The 21445-nt window shown below is 53.0% G+C and carries 21 protein-coding genes and 2 tRNA genes; 11 read left to right on the forward strand and 12 right to left on the reverse strand.

Annotated elements, in window-relative coordinates; genetic code table 11:
• Positions 1-321 precede the first annotated feature (321 nt).
• The 9 genes from GOB58_RS09040 to GOB58_RS09080 are packed head-to-tail and all read left to right on the forward strand — an operon-like array spanning position 322 to position 9831.
• A complete protein-coding gene (locus GOB58_RS09040; protein ID WP_086555119.1) occupies positions 322-1650 on the forward strand; it encodes an LLM class flavin-dependent oxidoreductase in 1329 nt (442 codons plus the stop codon).
• The gene (locus GOB58_RS09045; protein ID WP_173559968.1) at positions 1650-3164 is read left to right on the forward strand and encodes an ABC transporter substrate-binding protein; all 1515 of its coding nucleotides are present in this window, start codon (positions 1650-1652) and stop codon (positions 3162-3164) included. The genes GOB58_RS09040 and GOB58_RS09045 overlap by 1 nt, the downstream gene beginning before the upstream one ends.
• Positions 3164-4135: an ABC transporter permease gene (locus tag GOB58_RS09050; RefSeq protein ID WP_173559969.1), complete on the forward strand. Its 972-nt coding sequence runs from the start codon at positions 3164-3166 to the stop codon at positions 4133-4135. The genes GOB58_RS09045 and GOB58_RS09050 overlap by 1 nt, the downstream gene beginning before the upstream one ends.
• Positions 4132-4977, forward strand: coding sequence for an ABC transporter permease (locus GOB58_RS09055; RefSeq protein WP_173559970.1), 846 nt, complete (start codon positions 4132-4134; stop codon positions 4975-4977). The genes GOB58_RS09050 and GOB58_RS09055 overlap by 4 nt, the downstream gene beginning before the upstream one ends.
• Positions 4974-5819 carry an ATP-binding cassette domain-containing protein gene (locus GOB58_RS09060; RefSeq protein WP_173559971.1) on the forward strand — a complete coding sequence of 282 codons (846 nt, stop codon included), beginning with the start codon at positions 4974-4976 and terminating at the stop codon, positions 5817-5819. Before GOB58_RS09055 ends, GOB58_RS09060 begins: the two co-directional genes overlap by 4 nt.
• Entirely contained in the window at positions 5812-6585 is a 774-nt protein-coding gene (locus GOB58_RS09065) for an ABC transporter ATP-binding protein (RefSeq protein ID WP_086555123.1), read from the forward strand. Before GOB58_RS09060 ends, GOB58_RS09065 begins: the two co-directional genes overlap by 8 nt.
• On the forward strand, positions 6585-7610 hold the full coding sequence (locus GOB58_RS09070) for a P1 family peptidase (RefSeq protein WP_173559972.1): 1026 nt from the start codon (positions 6585-6587) through the stop codon (positions 7608-7610). The genes GOB58_RS09065 and GOB58_RS09070 overlap by 1 nt, the downstream gene beginning before the upstream one ends.
• Positions 7607-8458, forward strand: a complete 852-nt coding sequence (locus tag GOB58_RS09075; RefSeq protein WP_173559973.1) for an alpha/beta fold hydrolase — start codon at positions 7607-7609, stop codon at positions 8456-8458. The genes GOB58_RS09070 and GOB58_RS09075 overlap by 4 nt, the downstream gene beginning before the upstream one ends.
• A 20-nt stretch (positions 8459-8478) precedes the next feature.
• Positions 8479-9831, forward strand: coding sequence for a tetratricopeptide repeat protein (locus tag GOB58_RS09080; RefSeq protein WP_173559974.1), 1353 nt, complete (start codon positions 8479-8481; stop codon positions 9829-9831).
• On the opposite strand, the gene GOB58_RS09085 is transcribed toward GOB58_RS09080, so the two are convergent.
• From GOB58_RS09085 to GOB58_RS09130, 10 genes are all read right to left on the reverse strand, one after another.
• The gene (locus GOB58_RS09085; protein WP_086555127.1) at positions 9824-10366 is read right to left on the reverse strand and encodes a hypothetical protein; all 543 of its coding nucleotides are present in this window, start codon (positions 10364-10366) and stop codon (positions 9824-9826) included. The two genes, GOB58_RS09080 and GOB58_RS09085, sit on opposite strands and share 8 nt — an antisense overlap.
• A 72-nt stretch (positions 10367-10438) precedes the next feature.
• Positions 10439-12355 carry a DUF262 domain-containing protein gene (locus GOB58_RS09090; protein WP_173559975.1) on the reverse strand — a complete coding sequence of 639 codons (1917 nt, stop codon included), beginning with the start codon at positions 12353-12355 and terminating at the stop codon, positions 10439-10441.
• Positions 12345-13733, reverse strand: coding sequence for a DUF262 domain-containing protein (locus GOB58_RS09095; RefSeq protein WP_173559976.1), 1389 nt, complete (start codon positions 13731-13733; stop codon positions 12345-12347). Before GOB58_RS09095 ends, GOB58_RS09090 begins: the two co-directional genes overlap by 11 nt.
• A gap of 145 nt (positions 13734-13878) precedes the next feature.
• Positions 13879-14079, reverse strand: a complete 201-nt coding sequence (locus GOB58_RS09100) for a hypothetical protein (RefSeq protein WP_173559977.1) — start codon at positions 14077-14079, stop codon at positions 13879-13881.
• A 1-nt stretch (position 14080) separates the two neighbouring features.
• Positions 14081-14458 (reverse strand): hypothetical protein, encoded by a 378-nt coding sequence (locus tag GOB58_RS09105; RefSeq protein ID WP_173559978.1) that lies wholly within the window; start codon positions 14456-14458, stop codon positions 14081-14083.
• Positions 14455-14793 carry a hypothetical protein gene (locus GOB58_RS09110; protein WP_086555132.1) on the reverse strand — a complete coding sequence of 113 codons (339 nt, stop codon included), beginning with the start codon at positions 14791-14793 and terminating at the stop codon, positions 14455-14457. The genes GOB58_RS09105 and GOB58_RS09110 overlap by 4 nt, the downstream gene beginning before the upstream one ends.
• The gene (locus GOB58_RS09115; protein ID WP_173559979.1) at positions 14786-15229 is read right to left on the reverse strand and encodes a cell wall hydrolase; all 444 of its coding nucleotides are present in this window, start codon (positions 15227-15229) and stop codon (positions 14786-14788) included. Before GOB58_RS09115 ends, GOB58_RS09110 begins: the two co-directional genes overlap by 8 nt.
• Positions 15219-15707, reverse strand: a complete 489-nt coding sequence (locus GOB58_RS09120; RefSeq protein WP_173559980.1) for an AAA family ATPase — start codon at positions 15705-15707, stop codon at positions 15219-15221. The genes GOB58_RS09115 and GOB58_RS09120 overlap by 11 nt, the downstream gene beginning before the upstream one ends.
• Positions 15708-16218: 511 nt before the next feature.
• A tRNA-Glu gene (locus tag GOB58_RS09125) sits at positions 16219-16294 on the reverse strand.
• A 201-nt stretch (positions 16295-16495) separates the two neighbouring features.
• Positions 16496-16571, reverse strand: a tRNA-Glu gene (locus GOB58_RS09130).
• 109 nt (positions 16572-16680) lie between these two features.
• Here GOB58_RS09130 and GOB58_RS09135 point away from each other — a divergent pair.
• The gene (locus GOB58_RS09135) at positions 16681-17082 is read left to right on the forward strand and encodes a hypothetical protein (RefSeq protein ID WP_173559981.1); all 402 of its coding nucleotides are present in this window, start codon (positions 16681-16683) and stop codon (positions 17080-17082) included.
• 7 nt (positions 17083-17089) lie between these two features.
• On the opposite strand, the gene rocF is transcribed toward GOB58_RS09135, so the two are convergent.
• Positions 17090-17992 carry an arginase gene (rocF, locus tag GOB58_RS09140; RefSeq protein ID WP_173559982.1) on the reverse strand — a complete coding sequence of 301 codons (903 nt, stop codon included), beginning with the start codon at positions 17990-17992 and terminating at the stop codon, positions 17090-17092.
• A gap of 273 nt (positions 17993-18265) precedes the next feature.
• Between rocF and GOB58_RS09145 the strand changes: the two genes are divergently transcribed.
• Entirely contained in the window at positions 18266-19144 is an 879-nt protein-coding gene (locus tag GOB58_RS09145; RefSeq protein ID WP_173559983.1) for a MurR/RpiR family transcriptional regulator, read from the forward strand.
• Between the two features lie 41 nt (positions 19145-19185).
• Here the strand turns inward: GOB58_RS09145 and GOB58_RS09150 are convergent, their stop codons facing one another.
• The gene (locus GOB58_RS09150) at positions 19186-21336 is read right to left on the reverse strand and encodes a M3 family metallopeptidase (protein ID WP_173559984.1); all 2151 of its coding nucleotides are present in this window, start codon (positions 21334-21336) and stop codon (positions 19186-19188) included.
• Positions 21337-21445 lie beyond the last annotated feature (109 nt).

The raw sequence follows: 21445 nt of genomic DNA on the forward strand, positions 1-21445 counted from the left end.
TTTGCAACAATATTGTCGTGAAATAAAAATACCACAAAAAAGTAGTGATATTTTGATTAAAATTTATCAATAATTTCGAATTCGCATCATTTATAAAATGATAATTCTCAAAGAAACAACATAAAAACAATAAGATAATTTATTTTTTCAGAGGGTTTAATTACTATTATTTTTAGTAAAAATAAAACCCGCATCGTCTTGTGTTTTGAATTTTTAGCTTATATCGTGCACTCTCTGTTGTGGTCAGAAAGTGCATAAAGTGCCGTATATGGTGCCTGCTCTGTCTGCCATGTCGCCTGTATCACGAAAAGGTATCGTTATATGTCCCGTGCCATGAGCCTTGCTGCTTTTCTTCTGCCCACGGGGCATCATGCGGCCGCATGGCGTCACCCTGGTTCTGTGAAAGATGCAGGTGTAAACTTTCAGCATCATGTTGAGCTGGCGCAAACTGCCGAGCGTGGCCTGTTTGACGCCGTGTTTATTGCTGATTTTACCAGCGGTATTGATGAGGATGGTATCGAAGGTTTTAAACGCATGACCTATGCGTCCTCTTTCGAGCCACTTACGCTTATTTCGGCTCTGTCTGCCGTTACAAAGCGCATCGGTGTTATCGGCACTGTCAGCACAACCTATTCTGTGCCTTATCAGCTGGCCCGGCAGTTCCTCTCCCTCGATCAGATCAATGGCGGTCGCTCAGGGTGGAACCTCGTTACAACAGCCAATGTGCGTGAGTCAGTGCATTATGGTGTGCCTGACCATGTGCGCCATGCTGACCGTTATCAGCGTGCACGCGAATTTGCTGACCTGGTCACAAAATTCTGGGATGGCTGGGACGATGGCGCTTTTATCCGTGATGTTGAAAATGGCCTGTTTTTTGACCCCGCTTTGCGCCGCGGCGTAGAGCATGAGGGCACATTGTTCGGGGCATCAGGCCAGCTCGATATTCCGCGCTCACCCCAGGGGCGGCCGGTGCTGGTGCAGGCTGGTTCTTCCGAGCCAGGGCGGCAGCTTGCCGCTGAAACGGCTGAGATGGTGTTTACTGCCCAGCAGGAAATTGAGGTGGCCCGTGCTTTTCGCACCGACCTGCATAATCGCATGCGTGCTATTGGCCGGCCGGTGAATGCCCTTAAAGTTATGCCCGGCGTTTACCCTCTGGTCGGGCGCACGCAGTCTGAGGCTGAAGACCTGAAAGACCAGCTTGATAACCTGACCCATCCTGAGGTGGGTTTGCTGCTGCTTTCACGTATGACCGGTACCGACCTGCGCGGCCTGCCGCTTGATGGCCCGCTGCCCGAACCCCCGGCAGTGATTAACGGAAATCAGAGCCGTCAGACACTGCTTTTACAAATGGCCCGCCGGCGTAACATGACTATTCGCGAGCTTTATCTCGAAGTCAGCGGTGCGCGTGGCCACTGGACGATATGGGGAGATGCCAGTCAGATTGCAGACCAGCTTGAGGAGTGGTTTACCACTGGTGCAGCTGATGGCTTTAACGTAATGCCCCCCGTGCTGCCAAAAAGCCTGAATGACTTTGTTGACCTCGTGGTGCCTGAGCTGCAGCGGCGCGGGCTGTTTCGTAAAGAATATACCGGCAGCACTCTGCGCGAGCATCTGGGGCTTGCCCGTCCCAAACCCGGTGAAATGACCTGATGTTTTATAAAAAATCTTTTTATAAAAAAAGAAGTTTTCAGGCCGGTGTGGTGCTGAGCCTGGCGGCTGTTCTGCCTGTTTCTGCGGCACTGGCCAGCGCGCAGAACAACAGCATTGCCGTGGGGGTTAATGTCTCCCCGCCGACACTCGACCCGACAGCAAACCCTGCTGAGGGGATACGCATTGTCACTTATGCCAATATTTTTGAAGGGCTGACCGGGGTTGATGAGCACGGCACGGTGCAGCCGCTGCTGGCAAAATCATGGTCTGTCTCCCCCGATGGGCTGCTTTATCATTTTACCCTGCAGCCGGGTGTGCGTTTTCACGATGGTTCAGCTCTGACCTGCGCAACGGTTAAATATACGTTTGAGCGCGCTAAGGCTCCGGAAAGTCTTAATCCACAAAAACATATTTTTGAAAATATCAAGACTATCAGCTGCCCGTCAGATGATGTTGTTGATATAAGCCTTGACGCCCCTCATGGCAGCTTCCTCTCTGAGCTGAGCTGGGGCGATGCGGTCATTGTCTCTCCTGCCAGTGCTGCGGGTAACGGGCAGCACCCTGTTGGCACCGGGCCTTTTGTTTTTAAAAGCTGGAAACGTGGTGACAGCGTAACCCTCACGCGTAATGACGATTACCGGGGCGAGAAGGCGCATCTCAGTCAGGTGGTGTTTCGTTTCTATTCTGACCCGATGGCAGCGGCTAATGCTCTGCTCGATGGCCAGCTTGACGCTTATCCCAGCTTTCCCGCCCCTGAGATGCTCATACGTTTTGCTCATAACCCTGACTTTGTTATGCGCTCGGGGCTGGCACCGTTTAAGGGTATTCTTGCCCTTAATAACCGCCAGAAGCTTCTGGCGCAGCCACTGGTCAGGCAGGCTCTGGCCTATGCGATCGACCGCAGGGGCATTGCTGAGGTGTCAGATGTGCCAGGTGCGCGGGTTATCGGCTCACATATGAGCCCCGAAAACCCCGATTTCACTGATTTATCGGGTGTTTATCCTTATAATCCTGAAAAGGCGAAAGAGCTTTTGAAGCAGGCCGGGGTTGAGCCGGGCACACGCCTCAGGCTTGCTCTTCCTCCCATCGACTACGCCCGCAACACGGGTGAGGTCATTGCGGCCTATCTTGAGCAGGTGGGGCTGAATGTCACCATACAGCAGCTTGAGTGGCCTGCATGGCTTGCACAGGTCTTTGGCCATCATGATTTTGATATGACCATCATTGCACATACCGAGCCTGATGATTTAAATATCTATGCCCGTAAGAACTATTATTTTGGCTATAATAATGCCGAATTTCAGGCTCTGTATGCGGCTTATGAAAAAGCAGCGGACCCTGCTGAGCGTCATGCGCTCTCGGTTAAAATGCAGGAAAAACTGGCTCATGACGTGCCCAATATCTATTTGTTCTTTACCCCCAGAACAAACATAACACGCGCTCAGATAAAGGGGATGTGGAACAACCAGCCTCTGCCTGCCTGCCCGTTATCTGCTGCCTCCTGGGGGCCATAATGTTATCTTCTGTTAAAGGCTTTTTGCGTTTTGCCGGCGGGCGGCTGGTGCTGCTTGTGCTTGCAAGTGCGCTTATTTTTTCGTGCATGGCTTTACTGCCAGGTGACCCGGCAGAGGTTATTCTGGGGGTTGATGCCCAGCCCGAAACCCTGGCCGCCCTGCATCATAAAATGGGGCTCGATCAGCCTTTTGCGGTGCAGTATGTGCAGTGGCTGGGGCGCTTATTTCAGGGTAATTTTGGCGAAAGTTACAGCTATAACGTGCCGGTGTGGCAGCTTTTGTCAGAGCGACTGCAGCTTTCTGCTCCTCTGGCCGGGCTGGCTCTGGTGCTTGCAGTTGCGCTGGGGGTGCCACTGGGCGGGCTTGCGGCCATTAAGCGGGGCAGCTCGGCTGATATTGTGCTTATGGGGGGCATACAGCTGACCAAAGCCGTGCCTGACTTCTGGCTTGGCATGGTGCTGACAGGTTTTTTTGCTCTTACACTGCACTGGCTGCCAGCGGGCGGGTTTGCCGGGTGGGAGAGCGGCCCCTGGCCTGCGTTTAAATCTCTGCTGCTGCCGGCTGTGGCTCTGGCCCTGCCGCAGGCTGCGGTGCTGGCCCGTTATACACGCTCTGCTGTTATCGCAGTGCTGGAGGAGCCTTTTGTGCTGACAGCCCGCGCACATGGCCTGTCAGAACCAGCCGTGCTGCTGCGCCATGTGCTGCCGCGCAGCCTGCCGCCTGTGCTGGCGGTTTTGTCTTTGCAAATTCCGCTGCTGTTATCAGGCACGATTATTGTCGAGAATGTTTTTAACCTTAAAGGCACCGGGGCTTTACTGCTCGACGCCGTTAACCAGCGCGATGTGCCCGTGGTGCAGATCTGTGTTTTATTAATTGTTGCTCTGGTGATTTTTGAAAAAGGCCTGTCTGAGCGGGTTGAAAACCGGCTTAACCCCCGGGCACATTCTGACAAAGAGGGGCAGGGCGTATGAGTGCGCTTTCACTGGCCCGCAGGCCATGGGGCCTTTCACGGGCGGGGTTACTCTGGGGTGTGGTTTCACTGGCCTGCGTGCTGCTGCCAGGTGCCGCGTTGTGGGTGTATCACCAGGTTCATCCCTTTGGTATCGACCTGCACCATCGTTTGCTCGCGCCTTCCTGGCAGCACTGGCTTGGCACTGACCCGCTGGGGCGTGACACGCTGGCTTATACCCTGGTAGCGGCTGTTAACAGCCTTGGCATCAGTGTGGTCGCAATGGTGCTGGCCCTGTGTGCGGGGGGCAGTGCCGGTCTGCTCGCAGCGGAAAAAGGCCGACGGACAAAAATCCTCACCGGTGGCGTGGTTGAGCTTGGCATTGCCTTCCCTCCGGTCATTACGGCGGCGTTGCTGGTCACGCTTTATGGTGCGGGTATGGGGGAGGAGGTTTTCGCGCTCGCTATTTTCTTCATCCCCGGGTTTATCAGACTAAGCCAGCAGGCGGCCTCGGCTATTCTGGCGCAGGACTATATTGCCGCAGCCCGCCTTTCAGCCCTTACACCGTGGCAGACCCATATGCGGCACGTGCTGCCTAACATGGCCCCTGGTCTGCTGGTGCAGTTTTCGGTCAATGTGGCGCTGGCTCTGCTGGCCGAAACAGGCCTGTCTTACCTGGGGCTGGGGGCGCCTCCACCCTTGCCCGAGCTTGGGCGTATTCTGGCCTCATACCAGGTGCATCTGTTTGACCATCCCGTGCTGGTGGTCGTGCCCGGGGTTATAGTTGTGCTGCTGGTGCTGGGCATCAATATGCTGGGAGATGGCCTGCGTGACCTTTTTGCCAGGCAGGAGAAAACCTCGTGACGACACATACCACGCCCCTGCGGCTTGAAAATCTGAGCGTAACCCTGCCGCAGGCAGCCGGCGGGCGTGTTGTGCTCAGCGACCTGAGCCTTGAGCTCAGAGCCGGTGAGGTTCTGGGCATTGTAGGGGAGTCAGGCAGTGGCAAAACCACGCTGGGGCTGGCCTGTCTCGGGCTGTTGCCGCAGGGTTTTTCTGTTGCAGGTGATGTGTATATTCACGGCACCACTCTGCGCTCTGTTGCACCCGGGCAGCGTTACCGCCTGCGCGGGCGGGTGCTTGGCTATGTCCCCCAGGAGCCGATGAAGGCTCTTAACCCCGGCATGAGCATTGCGGCTCATGTGGCCGAGGGGCTGCCTGCGACACTGACCCGTGCAGAGCGCGCAGAACGTGCCGCCCGCTGGCTTGCTGCCGTGGGGCTGGCTGATGGCCTGTCAGTGCAGAAATTATACCCGCATGCGCTTTCAGGCGGGCAGCGCCAGCGCGTGCTTCTGGCTGCAGCTCTGGCTGCTGAGCCTGATGTGCTGATAGCCGATGAATTTACAACAGCCCTTGACCCCGCCACCCGTGAGCTGGTGGTCAGCCTGATCCGTGAGCAGGTGCAGGTGAGGGGTATGTCTGTGGTGATGATCTCGCATGATCTTGAGCTTGTTGCCCGTGCAACTGACCGCCTGCTGGTGCTGCGCCATGGTGTGTGTGTTGAGCATGGCGAGACAAAAGCTGTTATTGCGCAGCCATCCTCGCCTTATTTGCAGTCTTTGCTGGCCCTGTCGCTTCATTTTACCCCGCGCGCACCGCTGAGCCTGTTCCCCCGGGCGATGACGGAGGAGGCACTCAATGACTGATCTTCTCACAGCACAGAACCTCTTTCTCAGTCGCGCCCGTGCCGGTGGGCCAGCAGTTGATGTGCTGCGTGGCCTCAGCCTGAGCGTCAGATCTGGTGAGACCGTTGCGCTGATCGGTGCTTCAGGCACAGGCAAAACAACTCTGGCGCATGTGCTGGCCGGGCTGCTGCGCCCCTCCGCCGGGCAGGTGACGTATAAGGGAGCCGATGTGCAGGCTCTGTCACAAAAGCAGCATCGCCCGCTGCGCTGCGAATTACAGATGATTTTTCAGGACCCTTACAGTTCGCTTGACCCGCGGCAGAGTGTGGAGGCTGTTCTGCGTGAGGCTTTGCTGTTTCACCCTCTGAGCGAGGCTGAAAAACAGGGGCGGATACGCGCGACCCTGCATGATATGGCCCTGCCTGAAGATGTGCTGTCACGCCGCGCACATGAGTTTTCAGGCGGGCAGCGCCAGCGCATTGCCATTGCCCGTGCTCTGGTGGGGCAGCCAGCGCTGATTATTGCAGACGAGGCCGTGTCAGCACTTGATGTGTCAGTGCAGGCGCGGGTGCTTAATACGCTGCTTATGCAGCAGCAGCGCACCGGCCTTTCTTTAGTGTTTATCAGTCACGATATGGCTGTGGTGCGTCATATGGCCCACAGGGTTATAGTGCTTGACCAGGGCCAGGTGGTGGAAGAAGGTCCTGCGGAACAGATTTTCACGGCGCCGCGTTCTGATACGGCCCGTATGCTTTTACAACATAGCAGAGAGAAAGAACTGAGCTGATGAATGGCACCCTGACCAGTATTGCCGGTATCACCACCGGCCACGTGCAGGACCTGACAGCCCGTACCGGTGTGTCAGTCATTCGTTTTGCGCGGCCTGCTGTTGCTTCTGTCAGTGTGCTGGGTGGTGCACCGGCTTTGCGTGACACGCATTTGCTTGAGCCTGAAATGATGGTGGAGCGCATTCATGCCATCGTGCTGTCTGGTGGTTCTGTCTATGGGCTGGACGCCACAACAGGTGTGCAGAGCGTGCTGCGTGAGGAGTTTGCGGCACTCCCTCCGGTGCCAGGTAAAATACGGGTGCCTGTTGTGGTGCAGGCCAGTTTGTTTGACCTTGCGAACGGAGGGGAGAAAGACCCGCTCCATTCGCCTTATGCCCATATGGGGGCGCAGGCAGCACGGGCTGCAACCGCGCAGCCGGTGCCCGCGGGCACAGCGGGGGCAGGCACCGGGGCAACAACGGCGACACTGCGTGGCGGGCTGGGCAGTGCCAGCATGGTTACCCCCCAGGGTTACAGAGTTTCTGCTCTTATGGCGGTGAACGCGGTGGGCAGTGCCACCGTGGGGCATGGCCCGCATTTCTGGAGTGCTCCCTTCGAGCAGGAGGGGGAGTTCGGCGGGCTCGGTCTGCCAGCTGACAGCGCGGCTGCGGCACAGCACCTGCTGATCAAACCCGATTATGTGGCCGGCACCACAATTGGCATTGTCGCGACTGACGCCACACTGAGCCCCGTGCAGGCAAAGCGCCTGGCTATTCTGGGTCAGGATGGCGTGGCCCGTGCGGTGCTGCCTGCGCACCTGCCGCAGGATGGTGACACGGTATTTGGTGTCTCGACAGAGGAGAAACCAGCCCCTGACCTGACGGCCTTCTGCGCAATTTTGCAGGCTGCCACACTGGTCACAGCCCGGGCTGTGGCTTTGGGTGTGTATCATGCTGCCCCGCTGGGCTGGCAGAATTGTGTGCCCTCCTGGCAGGAGAAATTTGCCGGTCTTTTACCACCCCATGCTCAGGAGAACCGTTCATGACGAACCCCCTTCACGAGCAGATGCTCACAGTTGCTCCCGGTCGTGCGCTGCATGTCACCACCCGTCAGGATGAGGCACCGGTCACGCTGTTTTTTGTGCATGGCGGTGGTGGCAATAAAAACCAGTGGCGCAAGCAGTTTGCGCATTTTTTGCCACAGCACGTTAATATCGTGGCGTGGGATGCCTTTGGTCATGGTAAAAGTCAGCGCTCAAAGCGAGAGCAGGATTTTTCGGCTGATGCTTTTTTGCGTGATTTTTCATTTATTTTTGAAAAATTCAGAACTGAAAAAACAATTATTATTGCGCATTCCTTCGGGTGCCGCATCACGCTGGCCTGGCTGCTGCAGGTCTGGACCCGCCAGCATGTTCTGCCGGTCGATGGCCTGGTGCTTCTTGGCCCGGCCCCGCATGAGAATAAACGGCGTGGCCTGTTTGGCAACTGGATGGACCACCTGCCTCTGCCAGTGATGGAGATTTTGCGCCCGCAGCTTGGCAGGCGCTTTGAGGCCCTGGCCTGGCATCCTGGCACTGACCCGGCTTTGCTGGCTTTTGAGCGCAATGCCACACGGCATAACAGCCTGTTTATGATGCGCTCACTGCTGCGGCAGGGGCCGGTGTTTCCCGCAGCGGCGCTGAAGGCACTTCCGGCTGTGCCGGTCACATTTATTGCCGGTGCGCATGATGGTATTGTGCCACACAGCACGGTTGAAAAACTGGCTGACTCTCTGCCCGGCGCTGAGGTGCATACGCTTGATGAGTGTGCGCATCAGATCATGCTGGAAAAACCTGACGAGGTGAACATGCTGACTGATGCCATGCTGGCCCGTGTTAACGCGGGTCAGGCTTAGGGGCAGAGAGGGCGGAGCGCATGGAGGATTGTCTGGGCAATGCCACAACGGTCAGCACACAGGCTGACCTTGCGGGTGTGAATGATTTTATCAACGGTTTTCTGGGCTATCATCAGTGCATCGCCGGGGTTTTGTCAGTGGCTGAAACCTCGCATAACGGGCTGGTGCATATTTATGCCGGCCTGTTGTGGATGCTCTCTGAAACCGGTGGTGTGCCCCCTGCCGCGCGTGAACATGCGCGTAAGGCACAGGCTGCAGATGGGCTGAATGCCCGCGAGCAGCTTTTGCTGCATGTTTTACTCGCCTGGCTGGCTGATGACATGGTGGAAGTACGCACAACACTGCGCGCTGTGCTGACACAGTGGCCACGTGACCTTATTGCTCTGAAAATTCATCAGTATGATGATTTTAATAATGGCCGTGCGCTCGATATGCTGCGGGTAACAGAACTCAGCCTGGAGGCAGCGGCTGACAATGCACATTTTCAGGGTATGCGGGCTTTTGCCTTTGAGCAGTGCCATTTGCTCGATCATGCTGAGGAGGCCGCACGCAAGGCACTGGCCATAGACCCGCAGGAGGGGTGGGCTCAGCACGCGCTGGCCCATGTGATGCTGACCCGGGGGCGGATTGAGGAGGGGCTTGCCTTTCTTTCGGCCCATACGCAGGAGTGGGAGCGGCTGACGTCGTTTCTCTACACGCATTTATGGTGGCATAAGGCGCTGTTTCACCTTAGCCTGGGGCAGCAGCAGGCGGCTCTTGCGATTTATGACCGGCATTGCTGGGCGCGTGAGCGCACCTTCTCGCAGGACCAGGCCGGAGCGGTCTCCTTACTGCTGCGCCTTGAATTTGCCGGGTGTGATGTGGGAGCGCGCTGGCAGGATCTGGGGGCTTATCTGGTGGTGCGCAAAGCCGATGTGTCACAGCCGTTTCTCAGCCTGCACTATCTCTACGGGCTGTTGCGGGCTGGCCTGCCTGAGGGGAAGGCGCTGTTAGCGGCTATACGCCAGGCTGCTGGGGCTGAAGACAGCAGTGTTTATACTGCCTGGCATGAGGTCGGGCTGGCGCTGGCTGAAGCGCTGAGCGCGCATGCAGAGCGGCGTTTTGAAGATGTTCTGCCATGGCTTGACCCGGTGCAGGGGCGCATTGAGCATATTGGTGGCAGCCATGCGCAGCGTGACCTGTTTGGTCAGCTTGCGCTCGACGCTATGCTGCGCACGGGGGCTGATAACCGCGCGCAGCAAATTCTTGAAATGCGCCGGCTTGCAACACCGGATGATGTGCCGGCAAACAATGCGCTGGCCACGCTTTATGCCTCAGCAGGGCTTCCTGCCCTGGCGGCAGAGGCAACAGCACGGGGCAAGCATATTATTTAGCTGATTTTTTACCGGTATTGAGGCTGTGCATCGTACCGTCATCTCCCAGGTTGCCCATGCTTTTAGCGTTGCTGTCGCGCATGGTGCCGTCAGCATCAATGCGGCCAAGGCGCACGCCGTTAAAGTCGCGGGCGGTACCATCTGCATCAATATGGCCGGTGCGCACACCATTATTGTCGCGCACGGTGCCATCGGGGTCGATACGGCCAACACGCACACCGTTATTGTCACGCAGAATGTCAGGTGCCGCAGCGTTTTCCTGATAGGTGCCGCTGCTGTCGCGCACTCTGCCATCAGCCTCGACCTTGCCCTGAATAACACCAAGGCGGTCGTGCATATTCCCCTCGGCATCAATTTTGCCCAGCCTGTTGCCGTTGCTGTCAACGACTTCACCATTGGTTTTGATCTGCCCAAGCACATGCCCGTCACCTGCACGCAGGGCGGCAGGCGGGGTCTGTTGTGCCAGAGCAGGCCCGGTTATCAGACAGAGTGCTGCGCCGGTTGCGCAGGCCGCCAGGTGGTGTATTTTTATCATTCTTCTCTCCTGAAAGGGGCTGTTCGTTCTGAGCTGCCAGAATAATACACCAAAGCTGCTTTGCGTGGGTGGTTAATGATCTGTCTGCCCGGCGAGGCAGAGAAGAAGCGCTTCTGTCATGGTCTGAGTATGATGCTGTATGGCATTTTCATCCCATGTTGCCTCTTTCATCATCAGGTATTGTTTGATGCTGTCAGCGGGTTTGTTTTTGTATTCTTTTTGTTTTTCTGCGGGGAGGAGATTGCCCAGACTTGAGTTTTTCTCGGCACTGATAAGGCAGAGATTGCCAAAAGAGTCACAGACGTCAGCGGGTATTTTATCGCTTTCAAACCTGGGGTTACGAGGGAAGTAGTGCTCAACTGAACTGCGAAAGGTAAAGTCGAAAGCCCGGATATGGGCGTCATTTTCTTTGTTACGAAGCCAGAGCAGATAGTCGAGGAAATTAAACACGAAGTTATTTTTGATATGACCATAGCGCAGCATCGGAGTAAGCGTGCTGACGGACACAGTATCAGCACGGGTTTTGCAGACCGGTGTATCGATTATATCAAAATATGCGCGCTCATTATCAGGGGCAAGAAAGCGGTCAAACAGAAAGGCCGTGCCTGTTGCGTGCATATGCCTAAGGTAGTCAGCGCCTGTGGGGGCCTGGCTATCAAATAAATGAGTAAGAGCGGCATGCAGCCAGTATTTATATACCTGCGTCGGGGCTGAGACATGAAAAGCACTGAGCAGCATGAGCAGGGTATGATTAATATCGTCAGTTTCTTCAGGTTTTTGGCTGAAGCTGCTGACATAATAAGCGCCGCTTTCGCTCCAGGTCAGGCGTTTAAGGCTCCAGCTCTCTCCGGCACTGCCGTATTCACGTTTGATGACGTACTGATCAAACAGATATTTGCAGCGCAGCAGGTTAAAGAAAAAGAGTTTAATAAAAGCTGCCGGGTCATCAGCGCTGAACAGATGTTCCTTAAATGTTTCAAGCAGGCGTTTATCATCAAGCGGGATAGTCTTGCGTAGAGTTATTCGTAAAACATGTAGCAGAAAATTGGGGAAATTAATCACAGAGTTAAAGCGCTCCGTGTCCTCTTCTCTGCTGTTTTCTGGCTGATCCATTCTGGTAAAGGTATTTTTGATAAGGTCTGTCAGGCTAACAGACTGAGGCTGAGCGTGAGTATGCTCCTTATTTAACAGTGTATGAAGTGCATCGAAGTTCGTTGCGGTAAACCGCCCCCAGTCATTTTTACCAAAAATATTGTGACGCTGTTCAGGGGTGAAACCCATTTGCACATAACGCTGCATCCCTGCACAGCTTTCCCATATAATGCTGAGAGTATGCTCGTAGCCCGGGAGTTTTTCCATCAGCTGTGCTTTAAGAATTTCGTGTTTTTCGAGCTGCTCTCCGCGGCTGTTCATAATTTCAAAATAATGATTCAGGTCAGTATCATCAGGCACCTGAACCTGCATGATCGTGACAGAATTAAAGAGATAGTCAGAGAATTGTTTGAGAGTTAAATGATGCTCCCTGATGATAAGGGGCAGAATTTTTTCTATGAGCTGATATCCGTTAAGAATACCGGTGTTGATGAGAGCCGGATCGGGAATATTCTGGCTGGATCCCCCTTTAAAAAGAGCCTGAAAAGTTACCTGGGAGTTCCTGCGGTTATCAAATTCAATATTAAGATTTTTATACCAGGCCAGCCCCTCAGGCAGGGTGTTTTTGAGGTATGACGCCAGAAGAGACAGGGTTGTCAGCCTTTGCTGGCCATCAATGACCTCGCTGCTTTGCCTGTTTTCATCTTTGCGCCCGTAAATAATGAGGGTGCCGATATAATACGGCCGGCCGCCGGGCAGATAATCTGTAATATCCTGAATAAGCTGTGTGATCTCTCCTTCTTCCCAGGCATAGTTGCGCTGGTAAACCGGAATAATATAGTGGGTGTCACTGGCCAGAAGATCGTGAACAGAGAGTTGCCGCGGGTTATTCTGCATAATATTCCATCTCTCTGAAAAGTGCTTCTATTTTATTGATTTTACTTGATTTTATAGTGTGGACCACAGGCAGGGTAACGCACAGAAAATCGGCGGGAGTTGTTGCGTCTTTGAGAATGCGAAAGAGATTATGCGCCAGAACATAATTATCCATCCCGGCGGCCTGTATCGCATAGTGCTTCAGGCGCAGGCTGTAAGCCCAGATGAAAATTCTCTCAATGGCAGATGCAATTTCAGCATGACCAAATTTATCCATATAAAAAATAAGAAGACAGTCAAACAGAGCCCTGACATAACGGTCACCCTTGCGGTACTGTCCTTCATAAGTATTAATGGCTTGGATAATTGCGCCGGCATAGCCGGTCAGCTTTATGTCCGGGGCAGGAGCCTCGCTGCCTTTAAACAGCAGGTCACATTGTACAATTTGCTGCTGATAATGACTGACAAAGTCAAAAAAACGCCGTCCATTAATAATTTTCTGGTCAATCTGAAATGGGAAATGCAGCGTTTGCTCATCAATATGGCGTTCATATTGCGCGTTATAATGATCAACAAACTGGTGGGTGATGTGCAGTTGCCGGGTGTAGGGGTAACGCGCAACAGTGTTGATATTTATACCCTTAAAGAGGTCAATATCCTGTTTGCTAAAATAGCGGGCACGGCTGTTAGCTGACCATTTGCGGATGCGAAACAGATAATCTGAAAAGAGCTTTGCCAGTTTTTCAGGAGCAATAGCTTCCCATTTCTCGACGGCTTCTGTTTTTTTCTTTTCGTCGCTGAGGCTGAACTCGCGCAGATGAAAAGCTTTAAGCAGGTCATGCGGGGCGAGGTCACGGCCACGGGCATTCTGTGAGTCAAAGAACTGAAAAGCTTCTGAAAGGTTATTGAGTGTGACAACAACAACTTCGCACTTATTTAGTAAAAAAAGAGCATGCTCTTCAGTGAAGTCAGGTCGTGAGATAATGCGGCTGACTGTAAGATAATTCTGCCGGATATTATTTTGTGAGATCAGGTCTGAAAACTCAGGTACTATCATTTGCCTGGCAAGGGTATGAAGCTGCTCTTTGAGTGTTTTGTTACTCAGTCCTTCTTTCTGAAGGAGAGCCTGCACACATAGCAGCAGGCTTAGTGTGCGTTGCTGACCATCGACAATGTTGTTATTGCCATATTCGTCCAGATGGAGAACGATTGACCCAAGGCGCCAGGCACTCTTTTCAGAGTGGGTGGTAATATCAGACAGAAGCTGGCTGATATTTTGACCAGTCCATTTATACGGCCTCTGATAAAAGGGAATTTTAAGAGAAGAGTTGGCCAGAAGTTCACTCACGGTGATAATCTGGCCTGAAACGGTGGTCCTGTTGCCCTGAGGCGCGGTCATGGAGTGCTTCTCTTTCCCATCGGGGTCATTAATATTTCTGACTGTAGACAGTAAAGATCTGTTTTGACCAGTGGCCCGTTCAAGCAGGCCTGCGGGCAGGTGAGAAAAGATATGGCTGCTTTGGAGGCCCTGTCATGTCAGATAGTCAGCTCTTCTGAATAGAGGCGTTATCTGCTTTACATTTTTCAAAAATAATCCTGATTTCATCAGCTGTCGGGCCAGTGCCGGACTTTGACTGTTCAACAGCCTGTAAGAACGTTGTGTAAATCTCAGGGCCATATTTTTCGGCCAGAGAAACCAGCGTGCTGGCAAGGCTGAGGAGAGCAGTAAGAGCCGCTGTGTTCATTTTATTCGTCTCCTGCAAGTGCTGAACAGGCTGCGGGTGTCGTTCCCGCTTTAAGGCCAGACCAGCACGTCACCAGCGAGGCCAGACTGCTTTGTGCCGCAGCAATAGCTGTTTCTTTCAGTGTCTGGTTAGCCTGAACTGAGGTGTTCAGTGCTGAGAGTTCGTTAAAAACACTCTGGCCGGCACGTTTTATCAGAATAACCTGTGAATCTGTCAGCCTGACACCAGGCACTTTGCCGGCTATGATATCTGGCACCGGGTTTGCCAGAACATGATAGGTACTGTTCATATCATATATGGTTTGCCGCAATTTACCCTGTGTTGTATCAGCGCAGGCGGCTACCATGAAAAATGGCAACAGACACAATAATTTTGTCATTTATGTAAGTCCTTTTCAGCCGATGCTGTTGCTTTACTGCGCAGGGCCATGGCCGTATTGGCCGCATATTTCCAGTTAGCAGCGAGGAAGTTTAAAATACGGTAAAGTGGTAATAATTTACTGCCTGGACTGGCCGGAACCGGAATCTGCGTTGCAGCAAGCCCTGCACAGGCAAAGATAACGCAGGCATAGAGCACCCAGGTGGCATAGGGTTCTGGTAAAGCCATGACCAGAGCCATGGGCGAGAGGCCCGCAGCCGCAGCTTTAACAGTGGTTGATAATGATTCCGGTTTTTCCGGTGTGTTGTCGGGAAGAGGGGATTGTTCTTCAGGCATTATTTTTTTCCTGACCATAAGGCCCCAGGCGATAAAACGCGTGGTTGCCGAGTATGCATTCGGGTGTGTTCCCCGCTGCCCAGGCAGGGGGAGCACTATGGATGTTGAAGTAATGATCTGATCTGTTCGTCAGGTCGGGCAGAAAACCGGCAGTCAGCTGCCCAGAAAGTTCGAGAGAGTCGCGAAACTGTTTGTCATTATCAGTAACAGTCAGAATTTTTATGTGGTTTGGGTCGTTTTTGTTCCAGCAGGAAAATTGCCAGGGTTTGAGGCATACAGTAATAATGTCACGCCCCCACCAGCACGGCGTTGCAGCACGGCGGGCTATAACATTCATGACAGCCTGCATCCCTTCACGACCTTCGCCGCGGGCTTCACCCCATGCTGTGCGGGCAAGGACCTGCACAGGGCTGGTCAGCAAACTGTCAGGCGGCATGAGGTCCCCCCGGTTTTTGCTGGTGGAATATTTCAGCCCATAAATAGCCTGAAATATCCTGCCATGAGAGGAAAGCGGAAGAGACAGAGCCAAAAAGCATAATGACAAGACTGATCACCGCCAGATGCCGTTTCCAGTTGGCCAGGCGGGTTTCTGCTTTTATCCGACGGATATTTTCAAGGCGCAGGCGTTCTTCATTAATGCGGTTTCTCTCCTGCTGTGCCCCTGTTTGAGATGCCATCTCTTTCGCCAGGTCTGCAATCTGATAACTCAGCCGGTCCATGCAGGCCGTTGTCAGGGTGGCCCTTACATTGCTTTCGGCACGAATAGCCGAAATATCCCTGCATATTGTATCAAGTTTACCATCTGTTTTGTTCTGCCGTCGTTCGATATTATCCAGGCGGGCCTCAGCAGATTTGAGGCGTGATATGACAGATACTCCTGCTTCAGCCCTTTGTATGGTGAGTCTGGTTTTCATGAAACCTCAGAAAATTATTGAAAAATAAATATATTTTTCATTTTTTATACATCTGGTCGTTAAAGCATGCGCTTGTCATTTCATGTGTCTGCATGGTCTGGTGCTGTGGCGGGCACAGGGGCGGGCTTAACTCCCGGCGGGCCTGAAACGATTGCTGCTTCACATGTCATGATAAAAATATGCTTATGAAAAAGTGTCTCCCTGTCTGTGCAGTGCCCATGATAAAACCGACGCACAGCCGGTTTTACGGCAGGTGTCTCAGTGTATTTTTTAAGATGAGAGGAGCACTGACATATCAGGACGCTCTGCCATAACACGATGTATAAAGGTGACTATTTCTGACAGATACACTGATCTTTGCATCAGTGCGTTCATCACAGCTTTGTCGGGTGAGCATTGCACACAGCAGAGATGCCGCAGGAGAAAGATGCAAATATTAAAATGTCGGAGAATAATGCTTTTAGAAAAAGCGATAAGATTTATACCTTAGGGTAAAATCTTATAAAGCGCATGGCGTCCCGTACGGGATTCGAACCCGTGTTGCCGCCGTGAAAGGGCGGTGTCCTAGGCCTCTAGACGAACGGGACTGGAGGCGTGAGTGCTCATCTACAGAGGTTTGATGTTGCAGTCAATGGGTAAAATGTTTCTTTATCATATTGTTTGTATATCTGATAAAAAGACACAGGCTTTTTACGGGGCAGCCATCTAACGTATTGTTTTTACGTTAAAAATTAATTTGTTTGTGGATATTGCCCTGAGCACATATTAATGTTTATTTAAAAACTTTATGGCGTCCCGTACGGGATTCGAACCCGTGTTGCCGCCGTGAAAGGGCGGTGTCCTAGGCCTCTAGACGAACGGGACTGGAGGCGTGAGTGCTCATCTATAGGTGTTTTTTTTTGTGGTCAAGGTCTTATTTAAAAAAAGTGTTTTTTTGTCAGACCTGCAATGTTTTTGAATAAGAGAGAGACAGATGACAAAATTCATTAGCCCTTCATCTGCGGGAATTTTGTGTAAAGGCTTTGCTTTTTTATTGTTTGGTGGTGTTTTTGCTGCCGGTGATGTGCTGGCTCAGCCTGCCAGTGCGGCCTCTGCCCCTGTGGCGGCCAGGCCTTATCGCCAGTGTAACCTGACCGCCGGGCAACAGTCATTTTGTGGCGGGCTTTATTCCGGCACAGCCATCATCCGCTCTCAGGGAGCATACAGGAAATGTGACCTGAGCGTGGGGCAGGTGTCATTTTGTGGCGGGCCTTATACAGGCAAAGCCGTTATTCGTGAGCAGGGTATTTATCGTGAGTGTGACCTGAGCGTGGGGCAAAGGCTGTTTTGTCGTGCACCTTATACAGGTTACACGGTTACAGCCTCTGCGCCCTGAAGATGCTTTAAAGAATATGCCGCCCAAACAGGCTGGCGGTCAGGTCGGTCAGCAGGTGCGCTGTTTTGCCTCTGACATCCAGAAAAGGGTTAAGCTCTGCCAGGTCGAGCGAGGTAACCAGCCCGCTGTCATGCAGAATTTCCATAATCAGATGGGCTTCGCGAAAAGTGATGCCACCGGGCACTACGGTGCCACCGCCTGGTGCGATTTCGGGGTCAAGAAAGTCAACATCCAGGCTGACATGTAACCGTCCGCCGGCATGTTCCACCCGTTCAAGAAAATGGGTCAGTGGCCTGATCACACCGCTCTCATCCAGGGTGCGCATGTCAAAAACAGTGACACCAATATCACGTGCGTGGCGTTTCTCCTCCGGGTCAACGGAGCGGATGCCCATCATATACATATTATGGGGGTCAACCGGTGCAGCAAGGGGAGGGAGCCCCTCAAACCCTGTCTGTCCGGTAAAATAGGCAACAGGTGTACCGTGCAGATTACCGCTGGTGGTGGTGTGCAGTGTGTGCAGGTCTGTATGCGCATCAAGCCAGAGCACAAACTGAGGCTGATTAAGCTCAGCAGCATGTTGCGCTATGCCTGCCACAGTGCCGGCAGACATGGAGTGGTCACCGCCCATAAAAACAGGCACATCGCATGTGCGGGCCATCTGCAGGGCATGGCGGGTCAGGCTGCTGGTCCAGGCAACCATGTCGGGCAGATGATGCACAGCCGGGTTGGTGTGGTTAACGTTCTGGTACTGGTCGGGCCGGGCATCTCCCAGGTCAGTGACATCCCAGCCAAGCTGGCGCAGTGTGTCAGGCAGTCCGGCTGTGCGCAGGGCGGCAGGGCCCATAATACAGCCCTTACGGGAGGCACCGGTTTGCACGGGCACACCCAGAATATGGCATGTTTTCATAACTATTTTATCCCTTCGCACTATAGGGGTGAGGGGGGAGGCCGGGCTCCTTTGCGTGTCAGTGCACGCGCGTGGCTCTCTTGTTACTCTGGATTGTTTTGCACGGGCAAGAGTTAGCGCTTCTGTATGTCTGAACTTTCAGGAGGGATGGGTATTTTTGTGTATAACCGTATGATTATTAATTAAAAAACAAATAATTCTTTAAAAAAATTATGATTTGACTAAATATAAATAAACTTATTCATATTTTTTATTGTGAGAGCGGTAAGGCATATGACCTCAGAAACTGTGTCATCTTCTGACGATTATGAAAAAACCATTGAGAATTATGATAATTTTTATCATAAACTACGTCAGCGTTATGATAGGCTAAGCCCGCGCCTGCGTCAGTTTGCTGATTTTGTTGTCAGCCACCCGGAAGAATTTGCCATGGGTACGGCTAAAGTCCTGTCTGAAACAGCGGGCGTGCAGCCTTCGACAATTGTAAGATTTGCACATGCTCTGGGCTTTGAAAGTTTCTCTGAGTTACATTCTGTTTTTAAAAAATATTTTTTCCAGCGCAGCCTGCAGCATGAAGCCTGGGCAGCAGCGCTCAGGCGCTCAGATGGTCAGCCCGCGCGTGCTGGTAACCTGCTTGACGGGTTTTGCCGGGCGGCAGGTTTGTCACTCGATGCCGTGTGCAGGGAAACCCGGCCTGAACGGCTCGAGGCGGCAGCTGATATCCTGGCATCGGCCAGAGTGATTTATATTCTGGGGCTTAAAGAAAGCATGCCTGTGGCACGCCTGGTTGCATATTATTTTTCCGTCAGAGGGATAGCACATTGTCTGATCGGCCTTGAAAGCGGAATGGAGTATGATGCTATACGCCGTGCAGGCCCGGAAGATGCGGCTGTCGTGCTCTCTTTCTCGCCATATTTTGAGCAGACGACGGAGCTGAGCCAGCGGCTTGAAAGCTATGGGGTGAGCATGGTTGCGTTTACTGACAGGGCTGCCAGCCCCGTTATCCCTAAAACCGGTTTATGGTTCGAGTGCCGTGAAGCAGACCATCGGGGGTTTCGTTTTCATGCTTCCGCATTTTTACTGGGTGCGGTGTTAGCCTGTGCCGTGTCAGAGCGGCGGCGCCCCACGCCCGTCAGGCAGGAGGCACCATGACGGCCTGCCCCCCGTACAGGGGGCAGGAGCGTGCTTGCAGCTTAATTTTTTACAGTCAGCCCGCGTGAAACCAGCATTGGCCCGATGTCAGGGTCTTTGCCGTAGAAGGCTTTAAACATGGGCTCATAATCCTGTGTATGACCGCGTGAGAGGATCATATCACGGAAGCGCTGCCCGTTTTCACGTGTCAGGCCACCATGTTTTACAAACCAGTCATAGCTGTCATCACACAGCATCTGCGTCCACAGATAGGCATAATACCCGGCTGAGTACCCGTTGCTCCAGATATGCAGGAAGTAGCTTGAACGATAACGCGGCGGGATATCCGTCGTGTTGAGGCCCATTTTGCTCAGAGCATTTTTCTCAAACACATCAACGTCCTGCCTGGGGGCGGAGGCGTTCAGGCTGTGCCAGTCCAGGTCAAGTTCAGCAGCGGAGACGATTTCGCCCATTCTGTAACCGGCATCGAAAGAAGAGGATTCTTTCAGGCGTTTTACCAGGTCAGCAGGCATAGGCGCGCCGGTTTTATAATTAACGGCATAATGTGCCAGTACGGTTGGCTCCAGCGACCAGTGCTCATTGAACTGAGACGGGAACTCAACAAAGTCGCGGGCTACCGCTGTGCCTGAAAGAATAGGGTAGGTCTGTGCCGCAAACAGCCCATGCAGTGCATGACCAAATTCGTGGAACATGGTGACAACATCATCATAAGAGATGAGGGCTGGCTGACCTTTTTCAGGTTTTGCAAAATTGCCGACGTTATAAATAACCGGTTTTGTGTCCAGCAGTTTTGACTGGCCAACAAAATTCGACATCCATGCGCCACCGTTTTTGTTGTCACGCTGGAAGTAGTCGAAATACATCAGCCCCAGTGGTGAGTTGTCTTTGTCAAACACTTCAAAGACCATCACATCAGGGTTATAAACCGGAATGTCGGTGCGGCGTTTAAAGGTGATGCCATAGAGCTTGTTAGCGGCAAAGAACACACCGTCAGTCAGCACGCGGTTCAGCTCAAAATAAGGCTTCAGCTGGCTCTCATCGAGGTGGAATTTCTCTTTACGCAGCCTGTCTGCATAATAAGACCAGTCCCATGGCTGGAGAGCAAAGCTGTCTTTGCCGTCTTTTTTGTTCTGCTGGTCAATAAAAGCCTGAAGGTCGGTGACTTCCTGTTTCTGCTTGGCAGCCAGGGCAGGCAGCATTTTGCCAATGAACTGATGGATCTGAGCTGGTGTGCTGGCCATCTGATCAGAAAGGATGTAGCTGGCATAGTCAGAATAACCAAACAGAGCCGCTTTCCGGGCGCGCAGCTGCGCAATGGTGGCAATAGTGTCACGGGTGTCGTTTGCACCACCCTGCTCAGCGCGGGTCCATGAATGTTCAAACAATGCCTGACGTGTGGCGCGGTCATCCATAGAAGAGAAAATCGGCTGCTGTGTGGTGTTTTGCAGCGCGATAAGCCATTTACCATTCAGGTTGCGGCCGGCGGCTGCTGTTGCGGCCTGGTTCAGCGCGGCGTCATCAAGGCCAGCCAGAGCGGTTTTATCGGGCACAATAAGAGCTGCGGCTTTTGTGGCAGCCAGCAGTTTTTGCTGAAACTGTGTTTCGAGTTTTGAAAGCTGTGTGTTGAGTGTGCGCAGCTTTGCTTTTTCTTCATCAGTCAGTTTTGCACCTGAATGAATAAAAGCCTGGTAGTAAATGTTAATGACCTGTTTTTGTTCGGCATTCAGCCCCAGAGCATCCTGGCGGGCGTGCAGAAACTGTACACGGGCAAACAAAGCGGGGTTCATATAAATGGCATCAGCGTGCGCTGAGAGCAGCGGTGCAATCGCTTCCTGCACTTTGTCCAGAGCCGGGTTGGTGTTTGCACTGTAAACACCATTGAAGGTTTCCTGCACACGGTCGAGCAGGCGGCCTGAGCGCTCGAGTGCAACAATGGTGTTGTCAAACGTTGCTGACTCAGGGTTCGTGGCAATTTTGTTAATTTCTGCGGCCTGCTCACTCATGCCCTGCATAAAAGCGGGCTGGTAGTCACTGTCTTTGATCTGGTCAAAGCGTGGAGCGTGATAAGGCAGAGTGCTTTCTGTCGCAAACGGATTGGTTGCGGGCAGTGCGTCAGCCAGCGCATGGGTGCTGCTGCCGGCAAGGCAGGTGGCTGTTGTCAGAGCATAAAGCCATGAGCGATTCTTAAGCATTATAACGTCCCGGCAGTATCTGTGCTTCAGCCAGAAGGCGAAAGCACATCAGGGTTGCAATGCATTCTGAGTTATGGGGCAGCGTGCGGGGTGTCAAGTAAAGTGCGGA

The organism is Acetobacter thailandicus (genome assembly GCF_011516655.1).
GTDB lineage: Bacteria > Pseudomonadota > Alphaproteobacteria > Acetobacterales > Acetobacteraceae > Acetobacter > Acetobacter thailandicus.